The following is a 19,060-nucleotide window of genomic DNA, read 5'->3' as shown; positions in this document are numbered from 1 at the left end:
AACTTACTGGAAAATACCACAAGGTTTTTACAGGATATCAAGCAGTTTTATTTTGAAACTGCACTTCCACAACCCATAGCTTGAATCTGAATTACCCGAATCAAACGCTCAACGTCATTCCCCTGTAATGACATCGCAACTAAAATCACACCACTTGGAATATCATACCTGCAATTAATTAGGTTTGGTTTTGCCACACTTACGACATTCAACTTCTTCGAAATATTCATAAGTGTGCATGCAGAATAATTTACGGAAAAAGTGAAACATCTCGTTGACCTCCCGCCATAGCAATCAAGCAGTACCCCCAATTGGGTATTGTTATGTTTGGGTCTCATATATTTATATGGGGACATTAGATCGGAGTTAAAGATTTCAAGTTCAAAAGGTTGGCTGTTTTTGTTGCCTAATAGAAACATTTTTATATTTTTTAGATGATAAAAACCATTCATTAAAATAATAGGATTTACTTTAATTTAGCACTCATTAAGGTTGTTTTTTCTAATTTTTTAATATAAAAAACCATAAATCACATTGATAAAAATGGTAAGCACATGTAAATAAAAACAAAAAATAAACAGAGTTAAAATAACAAGAAAATATGTAAACTTTATTTAAATTGTGTGGGTTTAATAATAAATTGAGGTGATCTTTATATTTTTAATGCTATTAGTTAATAACCAGAATAAGTAGTAGATATCAAATATGCATAAGGCTACCACCCAATTTGTAAATAATGAATCTTATTCTTCAAACGTATTACAGCTTATTTCTCATCATTTTTCTAAAGAAAAACAATACTGTTTATTTCTTGATATAGATGGGACACTTTCCGAATTCCATATAGATCCTTCACAAAGTTTTATTCCTAAAACTACCTTGCAAACATTGCAGCAACTTATAGATTTAGACATTGCTGTTATTGCTATGACTGGACGTTCTGTAAAAGTAGCATCTCGGCTATTTTTTCCTCTTCAGGTACCCATTGCGGGGACACATGGTTTAGAAATATACATAGATCAGGAAACGAAATTAAATACATGCGTTGATGAAATTGATATTTCTTTGCTCCAGCATAATGTTCAAAAGGCATGCCTTGCCTATCCTCAGCTGTTAATTGAAAATAAAGATTATTCGGTGGCTATTCACTATCGTGAATATCCTAAACTGGCGGAAATTGCAAAAAAAATTGCAAATGATATCCAATGTATGCACCCCAAATTTAAAATTAATGAAGGTAAATATGTATTTGAATTATTACCTGCGGAGGCTGATAAAGGACGGGCTATTCAAAAAATTTTAGATCATTTTAATTTCCCCCATGTTTTACCCATTTTTATTGGGGATGACAAAACAGATGAATCCTGTTTTAAAATCATCAATCACTATCACGGCGTCAGTATAAAAGTTGGAGAAGAACAAACCCAAGCGCGCTATCGCCTTAAAAATGTCGCAGATGTGGCTCATTTTCTGGATTTATTTTCACAATTCTTAAAAACACATTTTTCAAGACAGTCTCAAGTATCAAATGGAGAAAAAGCATGTCTAAATTAATCGTATTATCGAATCGTGTAAGTTTACCCAATCCCGACAAGTCCACTGCTGGTGGCTTAGCTGTAGCTCTACAAGATGCATTGAATGATATCGGAGGAATTTGGTTAGGCTGGAATGGAGAAAAAATTGAAAATCACCATGATCCAAATTTTAGCCCGACTGAATATGAGGGTGTGGAATACATTACCTGCCCGCTAACTGAAGCACAATATAGCGGCTATTATTGCGGCTTTGCAAATAGTACCCTTTGGCCAGCGATGCATAACCGTGCAGACTTAATAGAATATCAACCAGAAGAATTTAAAATCTACCAACAAGTGAATCGTTTATTTGCTCATCAACTTGCTCAAATCGCTCATCCAGACGATATCATTTGGGTTCATGATTATCATTTTTTAAGTGTGGCGCATTATTGTCGTGAATTGGGTATGCAAAATAGAATCGGATTTTTTTTACATATTCCCTTTGCTGATTTAAATATCTGGAATCTACTTCCAACTGCCCACTCCCTCATTCAAGATCTTTGTCAGTATGATGTAATCGGATTACAGACTGAACAAGACCAAACACGATGTATGGAGGTATGTCAGCATTTTTTGCCATCTCAAGTCATTCATTCCAATGTGCTGCACTATAATAACCACCAGATCACTATTCAATGTTATCCAATTGGTATTAATCCGGAGCTTATACAAAAAGTCGCTCAACAAAAAAAAGAAAATCCTAATCCTATCTTTGAATTTGAGGATTTAATTGATCAAAAAACAATTATTAGCGTCGATCGTATTGATTATTCCAAAGGTTTGATTGAGCGTTTTAATGCTTTTGAAGAATTTCTGAAAAATAACCCTGAATATCATAAACACATCACCGATTTACAAATCGCCTGCCCATGCCGCATGGATGTCCCTGCTTATAAAAATTTATATGAACTTATAGATTCAAAAGTCGATTTTATTAATCACGAGTTTTCACAGGATAATTGGCAGCCTATCAATTGTAGCCATGAGACTGTAGCGCATGATGACTTGATGAAAATTTATCTTCAGTCCGATATCTGTTGGGTCAATTCATTACGTGATGGAATGAATCTGGTTGCAAAGGAGTTTATTGCAGCACAAGACCCTGATAATCCCGGTATTTTGATTCTTTCTAAATATGCCGGGGCTGCGGAGAAAATGTCAGAAGCCATTATTGTCGATCCTGAAAATCGTGGCGATATGATTAAGGCATTAAAGACAGCTTTAAGCATGTCAAAATCAGAGCGTTTAGAGCGTTATAAACAGTTAATGCAGGGTCTAAAAAGTTTTGATATTAATGACTGGCGTAATGCTTTTTTAAAGGATCTTAGACGAGCTCAAGTATTACCTATTTTTAAATCTCCCCTTCGAAACTCCTATAACCGAATTGTGAGTTATTAAAGATATGCATTAAATCATCTCTATATTTAGCGACAAAAAAGCCGATATATCATTTGATATACCGGCTTTAGATTTTTTAAATGAGGGATTAAAAATTAAGAGGTTTTGACCTGAGTAAAATGATTTAAAAAGGCAATCAGCATTAATAAAGCGGCAATCATCCCAAAAACAAGGGTGAGTCCCATCATTTCACTGGTCATTCCTACCAAAGCAGGCCCCAATAAAGATCCGCTATAAGCCATAGTCGAAACGCACGATAAAGCTGCTGCTTTGGGCATAACATTTTGACGACCTACACGTGAAAACATTACTGGGACAATATTAGAACAACCTAAGCCCAGTAAGGAATAACCGAACAGCACAACCATCCAATGTGGCGCCATGACTACAGTGAAAAGACCCAGCGATGCGCAAATTGCACTATATACAATGATATTTTTTTCACCCAGTATTTTTTGCAAGTAATGGCCAGCAAAGCGACCAGCAGTCATTGCGATCGCAAAGAATGTATAAGCAAGCCCAGCAAATGCCGGCTTTAAGCCATACTCACTCACTAAATAAATACCACTCCAGTCCATGGCTGAACCTTCTGAGAGAAAAGCAATAAAACAGACCAGACCAATCAGTAGAATCAATGGGCTGGGTAATTTTCCAGGCTTATTCTGTATTTCAGCAGAATTGATTTTTTTATCATTTTCAATTTCAGACAAACTATTCGGAACAGCAATTAAACTGATAATCACCAGTAAAATACAAATAGCCAAAGCACTCAACAGTGGTGATACGCCTATCGCAAGCAATGCTGTAACCGTCATTACTCCCGCCAAACCACCTAAACTGCACATACCATGAAACTGAGACATCATGCTTTTAGCACTATTTTTTTCTACAATGACTGCTTGTAAATTAATCGCAACCCCTAAGCTACCGGCAGCTGTACCAAACAAGAACAAAGCGACTGACATGATCAAGACACTACTGCTCAAAGCAAATGTAGGTAAAACCAGTAATAAGAGTAAAATTGCTACAGATATAACCGCACGACAGCCAACTTTTTGAATCAATAGCCCTGTTGCCGGCATAGCAATCATGGAACCTAATCCTATACTCAGTAACAACATACCGAAGTCAGCATGATTAAGATGAAGTCGTTGCTGCGCATAAGGAATAAGCGGAGCCCAAGCCGCAGTACTCAATCCTAAACTGAAAAAACACAGCAGTGTGGATAGACGCTGAGCATGATGTTGTTTTGCATGGTCTAGATGTGCTGTTTTGGAAGAAAACATGTGTGAGCCACCACGGTAAGAAAGTTTTGGCATCCCATTCCAAAATAATTTCCATAGAAAAACCCCTGTAGACTTATAGGAAACCCAATAACTATACAGAGGCTAAATTTGGCGAAATTATACACAAAAAAATTGTCAATAAATTGCTTTTTTCAGTATTTGAAAAATGTTTTGTAACTGCCTTAATGGCTACAAAAACCACCTGCCTATAAGCTATAGATAAGATCTTAAAATCATGGATGATTTAATCTGAGTGCTTAAAATAGCGCTCACTTTTATGAAAAGACCCGCCATCTCAAATGAGTTGATGGTCAAAAATATTGTTTTTGGACTGAAGTCGTAAACTTGAAAATTCATTCGCTACACGAGCCTTTAAGTGACTACTAGGCGTGCTGAGTGTTCAATAATTTAGACTCTACAAGCCAACCTATCCATTGGATTTTATGGATTGGTTCTCGGAGGCTTTAAATGCCTGTCTGTCTCAAAGTTATAATTTTTGTGCAAAAAACTACTGTATGAAATTTACACAATTAAACAAAAAAATATATATCTTAGGTACATGTTTTTATTATCATTATATATTCTGTAAGAGCTCAATTATTATAAAAATACCTTTCAGGAGCATCTTAATGTCAACTCAATTCGATTTTGTTTCTGTAGTAAAAAAACCAAATATTTATTTTGATGGTTTATCTATTAGCCGTACGATCCAGTTCAAAAATGGAATAAAAAAAACACTAGGCGTCATTTTACCTACAGAACGACCTTTAACCTTTGAAACATCTGTAGCTGAACGTATAGAAATCATTTCAGGTAAGTGTCATGTTCAAATAGCAAATGACCTAGAGGGTGAGATTTATTATGCGGGACAATCATTTTATGTCCCCAAAAATAGTCGTTTCAAGATTATGACAGATGACGTCTTAGACTATATTTGTCACCTAGAAGACTAAATTTTCTCATAAATGATGATGTATCACTGGATGGAGAAACATTGCCGTTGCCCCATTCAGTGATAATTTGTTCTACAAGCGCTTAATAATAAACAGATGCTTTGATAAGCATTTAAGCAGGAATTGCTTCCGCATTTTTTTCCCTTTCCCAAATACGATGATGACGAATTAAATCCTTAAATTTATCCTGTACTGTAGAAAAACTGTCCGTACTCAAAGTCCCCTCATCAGTAACCAGTTGCAGGGCATCAAGCAGTTTTTGCTTATCACCTAAAAATACAATCGGTTTTAAATGCTTATAAGCTTCAAGAATATAATGTTTGGTCACACCATCTTGCTTCACCACTTCATAGTTGTCACCATCTACAACAATCACTGCATCATAAGCGATAGATGGCTCTGCTTTCTGCATACCATTGGAATCCAGTTTGGCTTGTTTGCTATTTAAAACGGCTGCTGGCGTAGGCGTAAGTATATGAGCAACCGCATTTTCAGTTTTAGCCCACTGCTGAATGGCTTCAATATTCTCTTGGTTCACCTTGTCATGAACCAGTACAGCAATTTTTCTGGCTTTTATATCTTCAGGAATAAAAGCCTGCATGGTAAATTTTGCTGATTTTTCTACTGTGGATGACTTCATATTTTGTGCTGACTCAGCAACTTCAATTCCCAGGTTTTTACCCACTTGTTGAGCTAAATCCAAATCAATATTTGCCAGTACTTTTTGCACTTCCCTTTCTCGGATATGTTTGCGTTGCACTTTACTTAACTCAAAAGTATAGGCATCGACCACATGCTTTTGTTCGTGAGGCGCCAAGCTCTTATAGTACATACGTGCATGAGAAAAATGATCAGAAAAAGACTCGCTGCGTGCACGAATTTTCTTACCATCAATGCGTTCTTGATAGCTTTCAAAACCACCATTTTCTGCAGCAGGTGCTGTTTCTACCGGCCAGTTATTGTCAATCGAATTCGGTTGATAAGATGCCTGACCTTTATGAATCGTAGTTTGATGCATCGCATCTCGCTGGTTATTATGAAATGGACAAACGGGCTTATTAATCGGCAGTTGGTGGAAATTAGGTCCACCCAGACGGCTCAATTGCGTATCTGTATAGGAAAATAAGCGGGCTTGCAAAAGTGGATCATTGCTAAAATCAATTCCCGGTACAATATGTCCAGGACAAAATGCGACTTGTTCAATTTCAGCAAAGAAATTATCAACATTGCGATTCAGTACAAATTTTCCTATGGGTGTAACAGGAACCAGTTCTTCAGGAATAATTTTGGTTGGATCAAGCAAGTCAAAATCAAACTTCATTTCATCTTGTTCTTGTACAATTTGGATGCCCAGTTCCCATTCAGGATAGAAGCCATTTTCAATTGCTTCATATAAATCCCGTCGATGAAAGTCTGGATCCTTCCCTGCCAATTTTTGCGCTTCATCCCACACCAACTGGCTCAAGCCTTGTTTTGGTGTCCAATGATATTTCACGAATATGGCTTTACCTTCGGCATTAATCAACCGGAAGGTATGGACACCAAAACCCTGAATTGAACGTAGATTGCGAGGAATCGCCCGATCAGACATGGCCCACATCACCGCATGAGCCGATTCAGGAACCAATGAAACGAAATCCCAGAATGTATCATGGGCAGAACCGCCCGTAGGTACTTCTGTATGCGGTTCTGGTTTTACTGCATGGACAAAGTCAGGAAATTTAATCCCATCCTGGATAAAAAAGACCGGTGCATTATTACCGACCAGGTCGTAATTTCCTTCCTGCGTATAGAACTTGATGGCAAAACCACGAATATCACGTACGGTATCTGCTGAACCACGTGGTCCTTGAACTGTCGAAAAGCGTACAAAAATTGGCGTTTGAATATCGGGATCAGTCAAAAAACTGGCTTTGGTATATTGTTCATTTCCTGCATAAGCTTGAAAATAACCGTGCGCACCTACACCACGCGCATGCACAATTCGCTCAGGTATACGTTCGTGATCAAAATGCGTGATTTTTTCCCTGAGTATGAAATCTTCTAATAAGGTTGAACCTCGCACTCCAGCCCTTAAGCTGTTTTGATTATCGGCAATTTTTACGCCTTGATTGGTTGTCAGTGCTTGATCCGTGGCATCACTACGGAAGGCATCTAACTGTTGTGTTTTTGCGCTTTGATTTTGTTTATCTAAAGTATCCGTGCCTGCCACTTCACTTTTGTTCGATTTATTGTCCATTTTTTTACCTATATAATTGATCAAAATAATCATTTGAGGGGGATATCGTTTAAATCATCAATAACTGTCAAAACCTTTTATCGATATTCAGCTAATGGAGTGATGAATTTTTATCGCTCAAAAATGGAAAAAGAAAATTGACAAAACGTTGAGTACACCAAAGTCCAATTTCACTGTGGTGGGAATGAGGTGCTAAATAAGGAAGCAATTTATTCATCTTCATCGCGAGATTGCCTGTTGCTGAAATCTGATGTTGAATCGCCTCCAACTCTCCGTCAGACAAATAACTAAATATAAAATCATTTTTATCAGCAGGATGGATTTTCTGCGTATTTAAATTAAAGTTTTTAGAATGATCTCCTGCAATCCAATCATAAATAATCTGCTTTTCTGTCGAATTAAAGACACCATACATTTTTCCCTCTTCATGACTAATCAACTGCCAGAAGCGACTTTCTTCAGGGTCTTGATCCATCTTGATCCATTGTTTCTCAATCAAGACTTCTACAAATTCTTCGACTAAATTAGGAGTCGAAAGCCACTCATTTATGGATTTAGAATTCAATTTACATTTATCGCTATGAATCACATTCCCCACTAAAGCTTTACGTTTAAGAATTTTAAGTACCAAAGCTTCTAAATTGAGGTTTTTAATAATCTGTAATGAACTCAATCCTTTATTATTTAAAGCAAAACCCGCCTTTACTTTATCCATAAAGGAATTTTTATCCTTGAATTTACTATAAATTTTCTCAAGTGCTTTAATAGATAAATTTGCATGACCATTATCCATATTGTCTATGGTGATATGCAGATTAAAATATTGGGAATTTATGCCTAATTCTTTAAGCTCATAATTGGTAATCAGAAGATGTAATGGAAGTTGCTCATATCCCAAATTAAAACCAATAATTTCTGGAATAAATTCTGGTGGAGCGTATGCAAGTGCTAATTGAATTGCAGGATGATGATAATATTCATCTTCTAGTTCTAATACGAAATGTTCTAAACCTAAATTAAAAAGTAAATCATCAAATAAACAAACATGATTCGACTTAGCCCGTCCTAATCCTAATTCTTCAATATAAATCTGGATTAAGTCTCTGAAAACCGGGTCATTCCAGTAATGAACTATGCTATATAACCATGAACCGTCTACTCGCTTTACCGGAGCAACTTTGATTAAAAATTCAAATGCTTGCCCTACATTTTTAAAATATTCACGCTCTGCCCCGCTATTTCTTCTTTCTTTGTATAATTGATATTCATGACATTGAATTTTATTGTTATTCACAATCCATTGATGAATTTCACCTAAACTGGAAGGAAAATTGAAATGACTCGAATTGAGGGTGTGAATTTCTTTTTTTAAAAAAATAGATGCTTTTCGTTCCTTATCGGGTGTAGAAATATTTGAATCTAGAAAAAAACTCACTAAATCGCAATAACTTTGATGGTTGTTATCAAGTAAATCTAGCAATTTTTCTTTTACTGCTACTGGCATTTTTATTCTCCACGCGGTAAGTCTGCTATAAACCTAATTTACCAATATGACACGGTGAAAGATTCAAATTGTTATTATTCGTTTAAGTTATGTTTAATTAATTTTTATCTATTTATAAAATTCAATCACTTAACACATATAAATCCAAAAATTTTAATAAAACACAGCTAAAAAAAATATTGTGAATATCTAAATCCCTCCTTAAAATAATAGGATTAAGTCCGAATAAAGTTATAGATATGTCTATTACTAAATGCTGTAAATTAATAGCCAAAAATAAACTTAATATTACTTTTATTGAAAGTGCTTCTGCAGGTTACTTGGCTTACCGCTTTTCCTTTGGTCCATTTTCGGGTGAAATTTTAAATGGTGGACTGGTTTGTTATGATTTAAAAATAAAAGAAAATGTTTTAAAAATCCCATCGAGAATGATTAAGAAGTACACACCTGAATCTTCTAAAATTACAGAAGAACTAGTTAAAAAATCAAAAAAAATATTTAAATCAGATATCTATGTTGGATGTACTGGGCTGCTCAAACAGGGTGGTTCAGAAACTAAGGATAAGCCAGTCGGAACTTTTTTCTATTCCGTTTTATATAATAATAAAATATATAGTTATCGTTGCTTTTGCAAAGGAGAAAAGGAAGAAAAATTAAAAAAACTGATTAATTATATCTCCAAGAGTTTAATTAAAATCATTCAAAATAATTAATTTTTTAGTGTTTTTAAATTTTAATTTTAATTAGCTATTACTTTTCTTTTTAATTTATTAATACATTTCCACTATATACCTTGTTTTAAAATAACATTAATTAGATATTACACAATGTGTAACATCTATTGGGTTTTTTAATCTAAAATTCATGCTAATAATTATCTCTGGTTTATACGGATTTTATAAAATCACGAATATATTATATTGAGGTGTAGAAATGAGTAATGTAAATAATCAGCAAGATCAAAATAATAGTAGCCGCAATAATCCAAATCGACCACAACAGCAAAATGAAAATCAAGGTCAGCAGCAGCAACAAAATGATTCGCAGCGTCAACCCAACCAGCAAAACCCGCAAGATCAGCAAGATCAGCAAGATCAGCAAGATCAGCAAGATCAGCAAGATCAGCAAAAGCAACAGCAACAGCAACAGCAACAGCAACAGCAACAGCAACAGCAACAGCAACAGCAACAGCAACAGCAACAAAATCCTAATCAACCTTTAAAACATGTAAATGATGATCAGCAGCAATAAATATTGTATTAACGGTTAGGTTTCAAATTTTCAGCTGTGGAAAGTATTCAATAATACTCTCCCATGCGGGTTCAAAAAATCAGGAGTTAAATAATGGCGACCAATTTAGAAAATAAAAACCGTACTCAAAATAGTGAATCTGATCAATATTGGCGCGAAAACTAAATCAATCGCCCTTATTACACTGATTTACAGCGTGATATTAGTCGGTGAACCCGATACAAAATACATGTGGATTCTTTCTCGTTCACAGCAGCCTCAACCAGAAGTCGTACAGGAATATTTGGATTATGCTGAATCTATTGGATATGACTTGAGTGATGTGATCAAAACAAAATAGATTCAAAAGTAATTTTCATAATGAATCATTTGAAGCATGGACTTGATGTTCATGCTTTTTTTATGCCTCAATATTGCATAGAATCATAATCAATATACCTTCTCGAGACATTATACATCCATGCAATTCATTTGGTTTCGACAGGATTTACGCATTCAAGACCATGCTGCTCTTTGGCATGCCACACAAGCGGGCCCCTGCATTGCATTGGTCGTCATTTCACCTGAACAATGGGCTTTACACAATGATGCTGCTGTTAAAATAGATTTTTATTTAAGACAGCTTCAGGCGCTTAAAACACAGCTAAAAACGCTGAATATTCCCTTAATGATTCGGCATATTCCTTTTTGGAAAGATGTTCCACAAGGCGTTTTGCAGCTTGCACAGCAACTCAATATCAATAGCATACATGCCAATATTGAACTGGGTGTAAATGAGTTAAAGCGCGATGCCCAGCTTCAAAAGCTCCTAGATAAATATAATAAATCACTTGAGCTGTATCATGACCGTACTTTATTTCCTGTGGGCAGCATTCGCAACAAGAGTCATCAACCTTATCAGGTTTTCAGCGCATTCAAGAAAAATTGCTATGAACGACTCAGTGTGAGTTTACCGCAGTGTTATCCTCCAATTGAAGTACAGGCTAATCTTCAATTTGAATCACTCGAGGATGAGCCGGTTTGCACTTTTGCAGCATTATATCCAGATCATCCTTCGATAAAATTACAGGATCATTGGCCCGTCAGTGAAGAATATGCCTTAACTTTGTTGGATGATTTTATCAATGATAAAGTGATTCACTATGAGAAAGAGAGAGACTTTCCTCATCTGGATTCAACCAGCCAATTATCTCCCTATTTAAATTTAGGCATGATTTCTATCCGTCAATGTATTCAGGCCTTATTTCATCGACAGCATGGACATTTCCATATAGAACATTTAGGTCAGCAAACCTGGCTTGATGAATTATTATGGCGCGAGTTTTATCAACATATCTTATTTGATTTTCCGCAAGTGTCTAAACATCAGCCCTTTAAGGCAGATACACAAAAAATCCAATGGCGTGATGCACCTGAAGACTTGGCTGCCTGGCAGCAAGGGCAAACCGGTATTCCGATTGTAGATGCAGGAATGCGTCAATTATTGGCAACGGGCTGGATGCATAATCGTGTTCGCATGATCACAGCCATGTTTCTGACCAAAAACCTGCTGATTGACTGGCGATTGGGTGAACAATGGTTTATGCAACATTTAATTGATGGTGATTTGGCAGCAAATAATGGCGGATGGCAATGGTGTGCCTCTACCGGCACGGATTCAGTGCCCTATTTCCGTATATTTAACCCCATCAGCCAGTCGCAAAAGTTTGATGCAAATGGTGACTATATTCGCCAATGGGTTCCTGAACTGACTCATTTAGATGCCAAAACCATCCATGAGCCTTATGCCAAAAATTCTAATTTGGCTTTAAATTATCCCAAACCGATTGCGGATTTGAAACAAACGCGAATTCGGGCAATAGAGGCTTTTAAAAATATTTAAATCAATCAGCATTAGCTATTTAAGCTGAAATAGCAGAATCAATACACAATAAAAAATCCCAACATGACTGTTGGGATTTTTTATCTCTTTGCGCTGCCTTACTTCCCTGATCTTAAAACTTATAATTTTTGTTTTTTGTTCCGGAACATCCTGTTCCTGATGTCTTAATCATAAATAATAGTCTATTTGCAAAATATAAGAGATAGACTTGAATTTCTGTAAGTTAAAACTGACAAAAAATAATTAAATTTTTTCATACAAATTGGAGATTTTTTTTTGGCTTTAGGAGAAGGCTAAATCGCCACCAAATCTTTAATTCCTTTCTCAGGCATTTCACTTCCCTCACCATGAGCAATCACTTGCCCACGTGCCATGACCGTATAGCCATCTGCGAGTTCTTCAGCGAAGTCATAGAATTGTTCCACTAAAACAATGGCCATTTCCCCACCATCCGCAAGTTTACGAATCACCTTGCCAATATCTTTAATAATCGATGGCTGAATGCCTTCAGTCGGTTCATCTAAAATCAATACACGCGGTTCAGAAGCGAGCGCACGTGCAATCGCAAGCTGCTGTTGTTGACCACCTGATAAATCTCCACCACGGCGATGTTTCATTTCATCCAATATCGGGAAAATTTCATAAAGATGCTCAGGCACTTTCTTGGTTTTAGCGCCTGAAAATTTGGCCATCCCAATCAGGATATTTTCTTCCACAGTCAAGGTCGAAAAAATATCCCGTCCTTGTGGAACATATGCCAAGCCAGCACGAACACGTTGTTCAGGACTCAGTTTGGAAATGTCTTTTCCATCTAGCAGGATCTGTCCCGATTTGATTGGCAAGATGCCCATCAAACATTTCAATAAAGTGGTTTTTCCTACTCCATTGCGTCCAAGGACAACCGAACATTCACCTATAGGGGCTTGCAAGGATACGTCACGTAAAATATGACTGCCGCCATAAAACTGATTGACGTCTTTGACTTCTAACATGGTCTACTCCTTAACGTCCTAAATATTTTTCAATCACATCTTCATTGGCTTGAACTTCTGCCAATGTACCTTCCGCTAAAATTGCCCCTTGAGCCAATACCGTCACTTTTTCGCTGATGCTATTAATGAAACTCATGTCATGCTCCACTACAATCAAGGTATGGTTTTTTTTGAGTTCCAGACAAAGTTCAGCCGTTCGTTCCGTTTCAGCATCGGTCATTCCTGCCACGGGTTCATCTAGCAAAATCAGTTTTGGACGTTGCATCAATAACATGCCAATTTCCAACCATTGCTTTTGACCATGAGACAATAAGCCGGCAGGTTTGTTAATGAATTCTTTTAAACGAATTTGCTCGAGTGACTGTTCCAAAGCAAGTTGAGCATCTGGCTCTAGCCTGCTGAAAAAACTTTTCTTTACCTGTTTATTTTTAGGTGCAGCAAGCAACAGGTTTTCCATCACGGTGAAATTTTCAAACACGGTGGGTTTTTGAAATTTACGTCCAATCCCTGCTTCAGCAATTTCTTCGGTACTCATTTTCGCGAGGTCATAGTTTTGACCGAAAAATGCTGTGCCTTCCGTTGGGCGCGTCTTCCCGGCAATCACATCCATGAGTGTGGTTTTACCTGCCCCATTTGGACCGATGATGCAACGTAACTCACCTTCCTTGATGTAAAGCGACAAATCGTTTAAGGCACGAAATGCATCGAACCAAACACTGACTTTTTCTAAATATAAAGCGATGCCATGGCTAAAGTCAGGTCCTGCTTCTTTTAAACGTCCATAGCCTTCGCCCAGTTGACCACCATGTTGTTGTGCGTTTAATCCTAAATCTGACATTTAGTTTTTCTCCTTTTTAAAGCGGTCGAACATGCCAATCACCCCTTTTGGGAGGAAAATCGTCACCACAATGAAGAGTGCTCCTAAAATGAGCAACCACGCTTCTGGATAAGCCACAGTGAAATAGGTCTTCACGCCATTAATCAAACCTGCCCCTAGAATAGGTCCAATTAAAGTTCCCCGGCCACCTGCCGCAACCCACACAGCCATTTCAATGGAATTCACCGGATTCATTTCACTGGGGTTGATAATCCCCGCCTGTGGGACATAAAGCGCTCCTGCAATGCCCGCAATGACTGCAGAAAGTACCCATACAGACAGCTTGTACCAAAGTGTCCGATAACCTAAATATTGCAGACGATTTTCACTATCTCGAATTGCCCCCAATACACGTCCATAAGGTTTATTCATTAAATGACGTAAGCCGATAAAACACAGTAACAATACTAAAGCGGTAATAAAGCATAAGCTTGCACGCATTGAGGTAGAGGTAATATCCATACCTAAAATGGTTTTAAAACCGGTAAAACCATTGTTCCCGCCAAAGCCTGTTTCATTGCGGAAGAACAACAATGCAGCTGCGAAAGTCATGGCCTGGGTGATGATGGAGAAATACACGCCTTTGATTTTTGAACGGAAAGCGAAATATCCGAAGATAAAAGCGATAAGTCCCGGAACTAAAATCACCAAGCTGAGTGACCATAAAATATGGTCTGTTCCCACCCAATACCACGGTAGTTCCGTCCAGCTTAAGAAGCGCATAAAGTCAGGTAAACCGTCCCCTGCGGATTCACGCATCAGGTACATGCCAAAGGCATAACCGCCGAGGGCAAAGTACAAACCATGCCCAAGACTTAAAATGCCGGCATACCCCCACACCAAATCAAGCGCTAAAGCCACCAAGGCCAAACACATGATTTTGCCGATCAAGGTCACCCAATAAGCAGAAAGATGCAGACTTGAATCGCTTGGCAGTAAATGAAACCAGGGTAAAATCAGCATGATGGCAAAACACACAGCAATGGCCACTGCGCTATAAGGTTTATCGGATAGGAATGATGTGATTTTCATAGTGCTTACTCCACAAATCGACCTTTAATGGCGAATAAACCTTGTGGGCGTTTTTGAATAAACAAAATCACAAGAACCAATAAAATAATTTTTGCAAGCACAGCTCCCATTCCAATCTCAAGGACTGTACCGCTAATCCCTAAACCGAGTGCTGCAAGAACTGCACCCCAGACTTGTCCTACACCACCGACGACAACAACAAGAAAAGCATCAATAATGTAGTTTTGACCCAAGTCAGGGCCAACATTACCGACTTGTGCCAAAGCACAACCCGCCAGGCCGGCTAAACCTGAACCCAAACCAAAAGCCAGCATGTCGATACGGCTTGAACGAATCCCTACAGCACGTGCCATTTGACGGTTTTGCGTTACGGCACGAACGAATAGACCAAAACGTGTTTTATTCAGTAGATAAACCAAGAGCAGAAAAACTGCCACAGTAAAGACAATAATGGCGATGCGGTTATAAGGCAGCATCAGGCTTGGAGTGATTGAAATGCCCCCTGAAAGCCATGAAATATTGGAGACTTCGACGTTTTGTGCACCAAAAATCATACGTACCAATTGCATAAGAATCAGACTGACTCCAAAAGTTGCCAATAAAGTTTCAAGTTGACGACCATACAAGGGACGAATCACGGTCCTTTCAATCAACATGCCAATCAATGCACTGACCACAAATGCTGCAGGAATTGCAGCAATTAAGTACCAGTCGATATATCCTGAAAAATGGGTCTTGAACAGGCTTTGCACCACATAGGTGGTATATGCGCCAATCATGATCAGTTCGCCATGCGCCATATTGATGACACCGAGCAAACCGTATGTAATGGCCAAACCTAAGGCAGCCAACAATAAAATACTGGCTGTACTCAAACCTGAAAAGACATGTCCTGTCCATTCACTGGCTTGAAGTCGGGTTTTTATACTGCTTTTAGCATCCCTTAATGCAGCTTTTAATTCTGGATTTAAATTTGGTTGTTGCAGTTCTTGTTCAACCAAAGCCAGTACATCGGGATGATTCGATTGTTTTAATACTTTTGCCGCTTGGATCTGGACCAATACATCTGTACTGCTATAGTCCAAACGTGCTTTGAGTTGTTCTAATCGGGCTTTAACCTTGTTATTCGTTTCATTTAAATACAGCGCATTCACCATTGCTGTATCCAATTCGGATAAATTATTTTCCAAAATTTCAATAGCTTCTAAACGCTGAGAAGCATCTTCAGACTGTAATCTTACTTTGGCTTGTCCAAAGCTCAAGGCCTTACGCAAGGTGTTCACCAAGGTGACTTGAGATAAATCTGATGGCCAAGTTTCTATGACTTGCTCATTTGGATAGCTGAATAATTTTTCATCATTTTTTAAAATATAGGTTTGTCCAGAACCATCTGTATACAGTTCATTTTTATTCACATAGGCAACCAAACGATCGAGCTCTTCAATGCTGGCTGGCCATTGGTTTAACATATTGCGACGTTCAGAAAATCCCGCATGGACAAATTGTTGAATCGTATCACCCGATGAGGCAACTGCCTTATGCGTGTTTTCAGCCTGAGTAATGACTTGAGAATTTTCTGCTGAAGAAGAATTTGGCGTCTCTGCATTCAAATTTTGCAGGAAAAAAAATTGAGTAATAATGAATAGAATAGTGGGGTAATTTATTCGATAAATCATGCTAAGCCTCCCTATTAAGTGTTAATCCCATGAGGGAAAAATAAATCAAAAAAGCCTGCTGCACATGCAACAGGCTTAGGGAAAACTTATTTAGGAATATACGGGCTCCATGGCTCCGCTTTTATAGCATTCGGTGTTTTGTAAACGATATCAAACTGACCATCTCCACGAATCTCACCAATCATGACCGGCTTATGTAAATGGTGATTGGTTTCATCCATTTTCAAGGTATAACCCGATGGAGCCGCAAAAGTTTGCCCTGCCATTGCTTCACGCACTTTATCTACATCTGTAGTACCCGCTTTTTCTACCGCTTGCTTCCACATGTTAATACCGACATAGGTCGCTTCCATTGGATCATTGGTTACAACCTTCGCTGCATTCGGTAGCTTGTACTCCACTGCAAATTGTTTGTATTTATCAATAAATTTAGTATTAACCGGATTTTTCACGGTCATGAAATAGTTCCATGCCGCCAAGTGTCCTACTAGTGGTTTGGTATCAATGCCGCGGAGTTCTTCCTCACCCACTGAAAATGCCATAACAGGAATATCCGAAGCTTTTATACCTTGGTTACCCAATTCACGGTAAAAGGGTACATTTGAATCGCCATTGATTGTGGAGATTACCGCAGTCTTTTTACCTGCAGCAAATTTCTTAACATTCCCCACAATGGTTTGATAGTTGCTGTGACCGAAGGGTGTATACTCTTCCATAATATCGGCTTCAGCAATACCTTTGGATTTTAAGAATGCACGCAAGATTTTGTTAGTGGTTCGTGGGTAAACATAGTCTGTACCTAACAATACAAAACGCTTAGCGTTACCACCCTCTTCACTCATAAGATATTCAACAGCAGGAATTGCTTGTTGATTTGGTGCAGCACCGGTGTAGAAAATATTTTTTGATTGTTCTTGTCCTTCATATTGAACTGGATAGAACATTAAGCCGTTTAATTCTTCAACCACGGGTAATACTGATTTACGCGATACTGAAGTCCAGGCACCAAAAATCACTGCTACTTTATCTTGAGTGATTAACTGACGTGCACGTTCTGCAAACAAAGGCCAATCGGAAGCCGGGTCAACCACAACAGCTTCCAATTTTTTACCTAATACCCCCCCATTTGCATTAATTTCATTGATCGCCATTAATGCGGTATTTTTTAACGATGTTTCAGAAATTGCCATCGTGCCTGAAAGGGAATGTAAAATACCGACTTTGATCGTATCGCCACTTGTCGCAGCTGCTTTTGCTTCAGGCTGAGTTGCTTCTTTTTTTTCAGCAGATTTTGAGCATCCTGCAAGTGAAATGCTTGCCAGTAATGCAGCAGTAAGTAAACTTTTAGAAATCAATTTTTGTTGCATCATCATTTATTCTCCGACCCTTTTTAAGGCATTTTCTTGTAAAGTCAGAATGTGTTATTCAAATAATGTGCCAATTGTGACTACCTATACTTAAATTAATGATTATTATAAATATTAATGATTAAATGGTCGGCGCTTTCTATTCTATGAGCACTAAAATGGAACGAGTGCTACACCATAGAAATGGAATAAATATAAATAATTGACCGATGAGGATGCAGAATTGAAAGTATCCAGGTTGAGTTCATTTTTTAAGTAGATAAGAAAAATATTTAAAAAAATAAAGCCTTATAGTCTCTCCCAAAACTATAAGGCTTAGATCTGTTGCTTCCTCTTCATAACTTACCTTATTATAAGTTAAGTTATGTGTTTATAATTATTATTATGCGATTTCCATCTATACATGATGGAATTTATTAAATGAATAATTACATATATTTAAGCTAAATTATAGTGACAATTACTTGTTTTCTTGTAAGCATTTACCTACAAAAATAAAGCGCAATCAATTTTGTAGCGCTATTTTCAATCATCTATTTGCAATATACATCCAATGATTTGTACGAAACGAAAAATCGAAGTAAAACTCCCATCCTCTACTCGTTTTTAGGATTGAGTCCTGTTTTTTCATGCTGACTTGAAATATATGAACTGAGCCACATTATAATGAATAAGGCTTTTATTAATTAAAAGTGAGTAGAAACCATGACACCTGAACAACGCTTGCAAGCAATATTTGCCAAATCAATACAACATGATGGTGAGCAATCTTATCGATCTAAATTGGACAATAAGCTGGTCGCAAAAAGTCATGAACTTAAAGAATTGGCGCATAAAATTGAAGAAAAAGTCACGAATTTAATATTTATTGAGATGGATAAATTCTTGGAATCTCAAGGATGGGTAATCCTCCCATAAATAACCGAAGTTAAAAGTAGAGGTTAAGCAGCCATTAAAGGTGGCTTTCCTTTGTTAGCCTGATGTGGTCTTTCATGATTGTAATGCCACAGCCAACTTGTTGCATAA

17 protein-coding genes and 1 pseudogene are annotated in these 19,060 nt (G+C 37.5%); 8 read left to right on the top strand and 10 right to left on the bottom strand.

All coding sequences use genetic code 11. The features are described from left to right. Window positions 1-47 precede the first annotated feature (47 nt). Window positions 48-230 (bottom strand): hypothetical protein, encoded by a 183-nt coding sequence (locus HLH16_RS10100; RefSeq protein WP_171529214.1) that lies wholly within the window; start codon window positions 228-230, stop codon window positions 48-50. A 475-nt stretch (window positions 231-705) separates the two neighbouring features. Here HLH16_RS10100 and otsB point away from each other — a divergent pair, with 475 nt between their 5' ends. Both otsB and HLH16_RS10090 read left to right on the top strand, forming a co-directional pair. Then, the gene (otsB, locus tag HLH16_RS10095; protein ID WP_250850268.1) at window positions 706-1,554 is read left to right on the top strand and encodes a trehalose-phosphatase; all 849 of its coding nucleotides are present in this window, start codon (window positions 706-708) and stop codon (window positions 1,552-1,554) included. Then, entirely contained in the window at window positions 1,542-2,975 is a 1,434-nt protein-coding gene (locus HLH16_RS10090) for an alpha,alpha-trehalose-phosphate synthase (UDP-forming) (RefSeq protein WP_171529213.1), read from the top strand. Before otsB ends, HLH16_RS10090 begins: the two co-directional genes overlap by 13 nt. A 95-nt stretch (window positions 2,976-3,070) precedes the next feature. On the opposite strand, the gene HLH16_RS10085 is transcribed toward HLH16_RS10090, so the two are convergent. Next, the gene (locus HLH16_RS10085) at window positions 3,071-4,261 is read right to left on the bottom strand and encodes an MFS transporter (RefSeq protein WP_171529240.1); all 1,191 of its coding nucleotides are present in this window, start codon (window positions 4,259-4,261) and stop codon (window positions 3,071-3,073) included. 629 nt (window positions 4,262-4,890) lie between these two features. Between HLH16_RS10085 and HLH16_RS10080 the strand changes: the two genes are divergently transcribed. Further along, entirely contained in the window at window positions 4,891-5,214 is a 324-nt protein-coding gene (locus tag HLH16_RS10080) for a pyrimidine/purine nucleoside phosphorylase (protein WP_131287102.1), read from the top strand. Window positions 5,215-5,326: 112 nt separating this feature from the next. Here HLH16_RS10080 and katE read toward each other — a convergent pair whose 3' ends face one another. Together katE and HLH16_RS10070 are read right to left on the bottom strand one after the other, a co-directional pair. After that, a complete protein-coding gene (katE, locus tag HLH16_RS10075; RefSeq protein WP_502707645.1) occupies window positions 5,327-7,486 on the bottom strand; it encodes a catalase HPII in 2,160 nt (719 codons plus the stop codon). Between the two features lie 58 nt (window positions 7,487-7,544). Then, window positions 7,545-8,957: an iron-containing redox enzyme family protein gene (locus tag HLH16_RS10070; protein WP_171529211.1), complete on the bottom strand. Its 1,413-nt coding sequence runs from the start codon at window positions 8,955-8,957 to the stop codon at window positions 7,545-7,547. A gap of 239 nt (window positions 8,958-9,196) precedes the next feature. Here HLH16_RS10070 and HLH16_RS10065 point away from each other — a divergent pair, with 239 nt between their 5' ends. The 4 genes and pseudogenes from HLH16_RS10065 to HLH16_RS10050 all read left to right on the top strand — a co-directional run bounded on the left by HLH16_RS10065 (window position 9,197) and on the right by HLH16_RS10050 (window position 12,090). Beyond that, on the top strand, window positions 9,197-9,670 hold the full coding sequence (locus HLH16_RS10065; protein ID WP_171529210.1) for a CinA family protein: 474 nt from the start codon (window positions 9,197-9,199) through the stop codon (window positions 9,668-9,670). A 220-nt stretch (window positions 9,671-9,890) separates the two neighbouring features. Further along, the gene (locus tag HLH16_RS10060) at window positions 9,891-10,208 is read left to right on the top strand and encodes a hypothetical protein (RefSeq protein ID WP_171529209.1); all 318 of its coding nucleotides are present in this window, start codon (window positions 9,891-9,893) and stop codon (window positions 10,206-10,208) included. A gap of 190 nt (window positions 10,209-10,398) precedes the next feature. After that, window positions 10,399-10,548, top strand: a pseudogene (locus HLH16_RS10055) (lipocalin family protein); the annotation flags it as partial. Window positions 10,549-10,668: 120 nt separating this feature from the next. After that, window positions 10,669-12,090, top strand: a complete 1,422-nt coding sequence (locus HLH16_RS10050; protein WP_171529208.1) for a cryptochrome/photolyase family protein — start codon at window positions 10,669-10,671, stop codon at window positions 12,088-12,090. Between the two features lie 293 nt (window positions 12,091-12,383). Here the strand turns inward: HLH16_RS10050 and urtE are convergent, their stop codons facing one another. From urtE to urtA, 5 genes are all read right to left on the bottom strand, one after another. Next, on the bottom strand, window positions 12,384-13,082 hold the full coding sequence (gene urtE / locus HLH16_RS10045; protein ID WP_171529207.1) for an urea ABC transporter ATP-binding subunit UrtE: 699 nt from the start codon (window positions 13,080-13,082) through the stop codon (window positions 12,384-12,386). 10 nt (window positions 13,083-13,092) lie between these two features. Beyond that, on the bottom strand, window positions 13,093-13,920 hold the full coding sequence (urtD, locus tag HLH16_RS10040) for an urea ABC transporter ATP-binding protein UrtD (RefSeq protein WP_171529206.1): 828 nt from the start codon (window positions 13,918-13,920) through the stop codon (window positions 13,093-13,095). Next, window positions 13,921-14,991, bottom strand: coding sequence for an urea ABC transporter permease subunit UrtC (gene urtC / locus HLH16_RS10035; RefSeq protein WP_171529205.1), 1,071 nt, complete (start codon window positions 14,989-14,991; stop codon window positions 13,921-13,923). A 5-nt stretch (window positions 14,992-14,996) separates the two neighbouring features. Next, entirely contained in the window at window positions 14,997-16,601 is a 1,605-nt protein-coding gene (gene urtB, locus HLH16_RS10030; protein ID WP_502707646.1) for an urea ABC transporter permease subunit UrtB, read from the bottom strand. Between the two features lie 152 nt (window positions 16,602-16,753). Beyond that, window positions 16,754-18,034, bottom strand: a complete 1,281-nt coding sequence (gene urtA, locus HLH16_RS10025; RefSeq protein WP_171529238.1) for an urea ABC transporter substrate-binding protein — start codon at window positions 18,032-18,034, stop codon at window positions 16,754-16,756. A 705-nt stretch (window positions 18,035-18,739) separates the two neighbouring features. Here urtA and HLH16_RS10020 point away from each other — a divergent pair. After that, complete coding sequence (locus HLH16_RS10020) at window positions 18,740-18,952, top strand: hypothetical protein (protein WP_171529203.1); 213 nt, start codon at window positions 18,740-18,742, stop codon at window positions 18,950-18,952. A 23-nt stretch (window positions 18,953-18,975) separates the two neighbouring features. Here HLH16_RS10020 and HLH16_RS15935 read toward each other — a convergent pair. Further along, a partial coding sequence (locus HLH16_RS15935) for an integrase core domain-containing protein (RefSeq protein ID WP_350643881.1) occupies window positions 18,976-19,060 on the bottom strand: 85 nt, incomplete at its 5' end.

This window comes from Acinetobacter sp. ANC 5378 (assembly GCF_013004315.1).
Classification (GTDB): domain Bacteria; phylum Pseudomonadota; class Gammaproteobacteria; order Pseudomonadales; family Moraxellaceae; genus Acinetobacter.
This window is presented reverse-complemented; position numbering and strand designations above follow the sequence as displayed.

Coding starts and splice junctions, on each gene's coding strand:
- urtD (WP_171529206.1), bottom strand. CDS start 13,920: ATGTCAGATTTAGGATTAAACGCACAACAACATGGTGGTCAACTGGGC.
- HLH16_RS10090 (WP_171529213.1), top strand. CDS start 1,542: ATGTCTAAATTAATCGTATTATCGAATCGTGTAAGTTTACCCAATCCC.
- HLH16_RS10065 (WP_171529210.1), top strand. CDS start 9,197: ATGTCTATTACTAAATGCTGTAAATTAATAGCCAAAAATAAACTTAAT.
- urtA (WP_171529238.1), bottom strand. CDS start 18,034: ATGCAACAAAAATTGATTTCTAAAAGTTTACTTACTGCTGCATTACTG.
- HLH16_RS10085 (WP_171529240.1), bottom strand. CDS start 4,261: ATGTTTTCTTCCAAAACAGCACATCTAGACCATGCAAAACAACATCAT.
- urtC (WP_171529205.1), bottom strand. CDS start 14,991: ATGAAAATCACATCATTCCTATCCGATAAACCTTATAGCGCAGTGGCC.
- HLH16_RS10080 (WP_131287102.1), top strand. CDS start 4,891: ATGTCAACTCAATTCGATTTTGTTTCTGTAGTAAAAAAACCAAATATT.
- katE (WP_502707645.1), bottom strand. CDS start 7,486: ATGATTATTTTGATCAATTATATAGGTAAAAAAATGGACAATAAATCG.
- HLH16_RS10070 (WP_171529211.1), bottom strand. CDS start 8,957: ATGCCAGTAGCAGTAAAAGAAAAATTGCTAGATTTACTTGATAACAAC.
- HLH16_RS10050 (WP_171529208.1), top strand. CDS start 10,669: ATGCAATTCATTTGGTTTCGACAGGATTTACGCATTCAAGACCATGCT.
- otsB (WP_250850268.1), top strand. CDS start 706: ATGCATAAGGCTACCACCCAATTTGTAAATAATGAATCTTATTCTTCA.
- HLH16_RS10100 (WP_171529214.1), bottom strand. CDS start 230: ATGAATATTTCGAAGAAGTTGAATGTCGTAAGTGTGGCAAAACCAAAC.
- HLH16_RS10060 (WP_171529209.1), top strand. CDS start 9,891: ATGAGTAATGTAAATAATCAGCAAGATCAAAATAATAGTAGCCGCAAT.
- HLH16_RS10020 (WP_171529203.1), top strand. CDS start 18,740: ATGACACCTGAACAACGCTTGCAAGCAATATTTGCCAAATCAATACAA.
- urtE (WP_171529207.1), bottom strand. CDS start 13,082: ATGTTAGAAGTCAAAGACGTCAATCAGTTTTATGGCGGCAGTCATATT.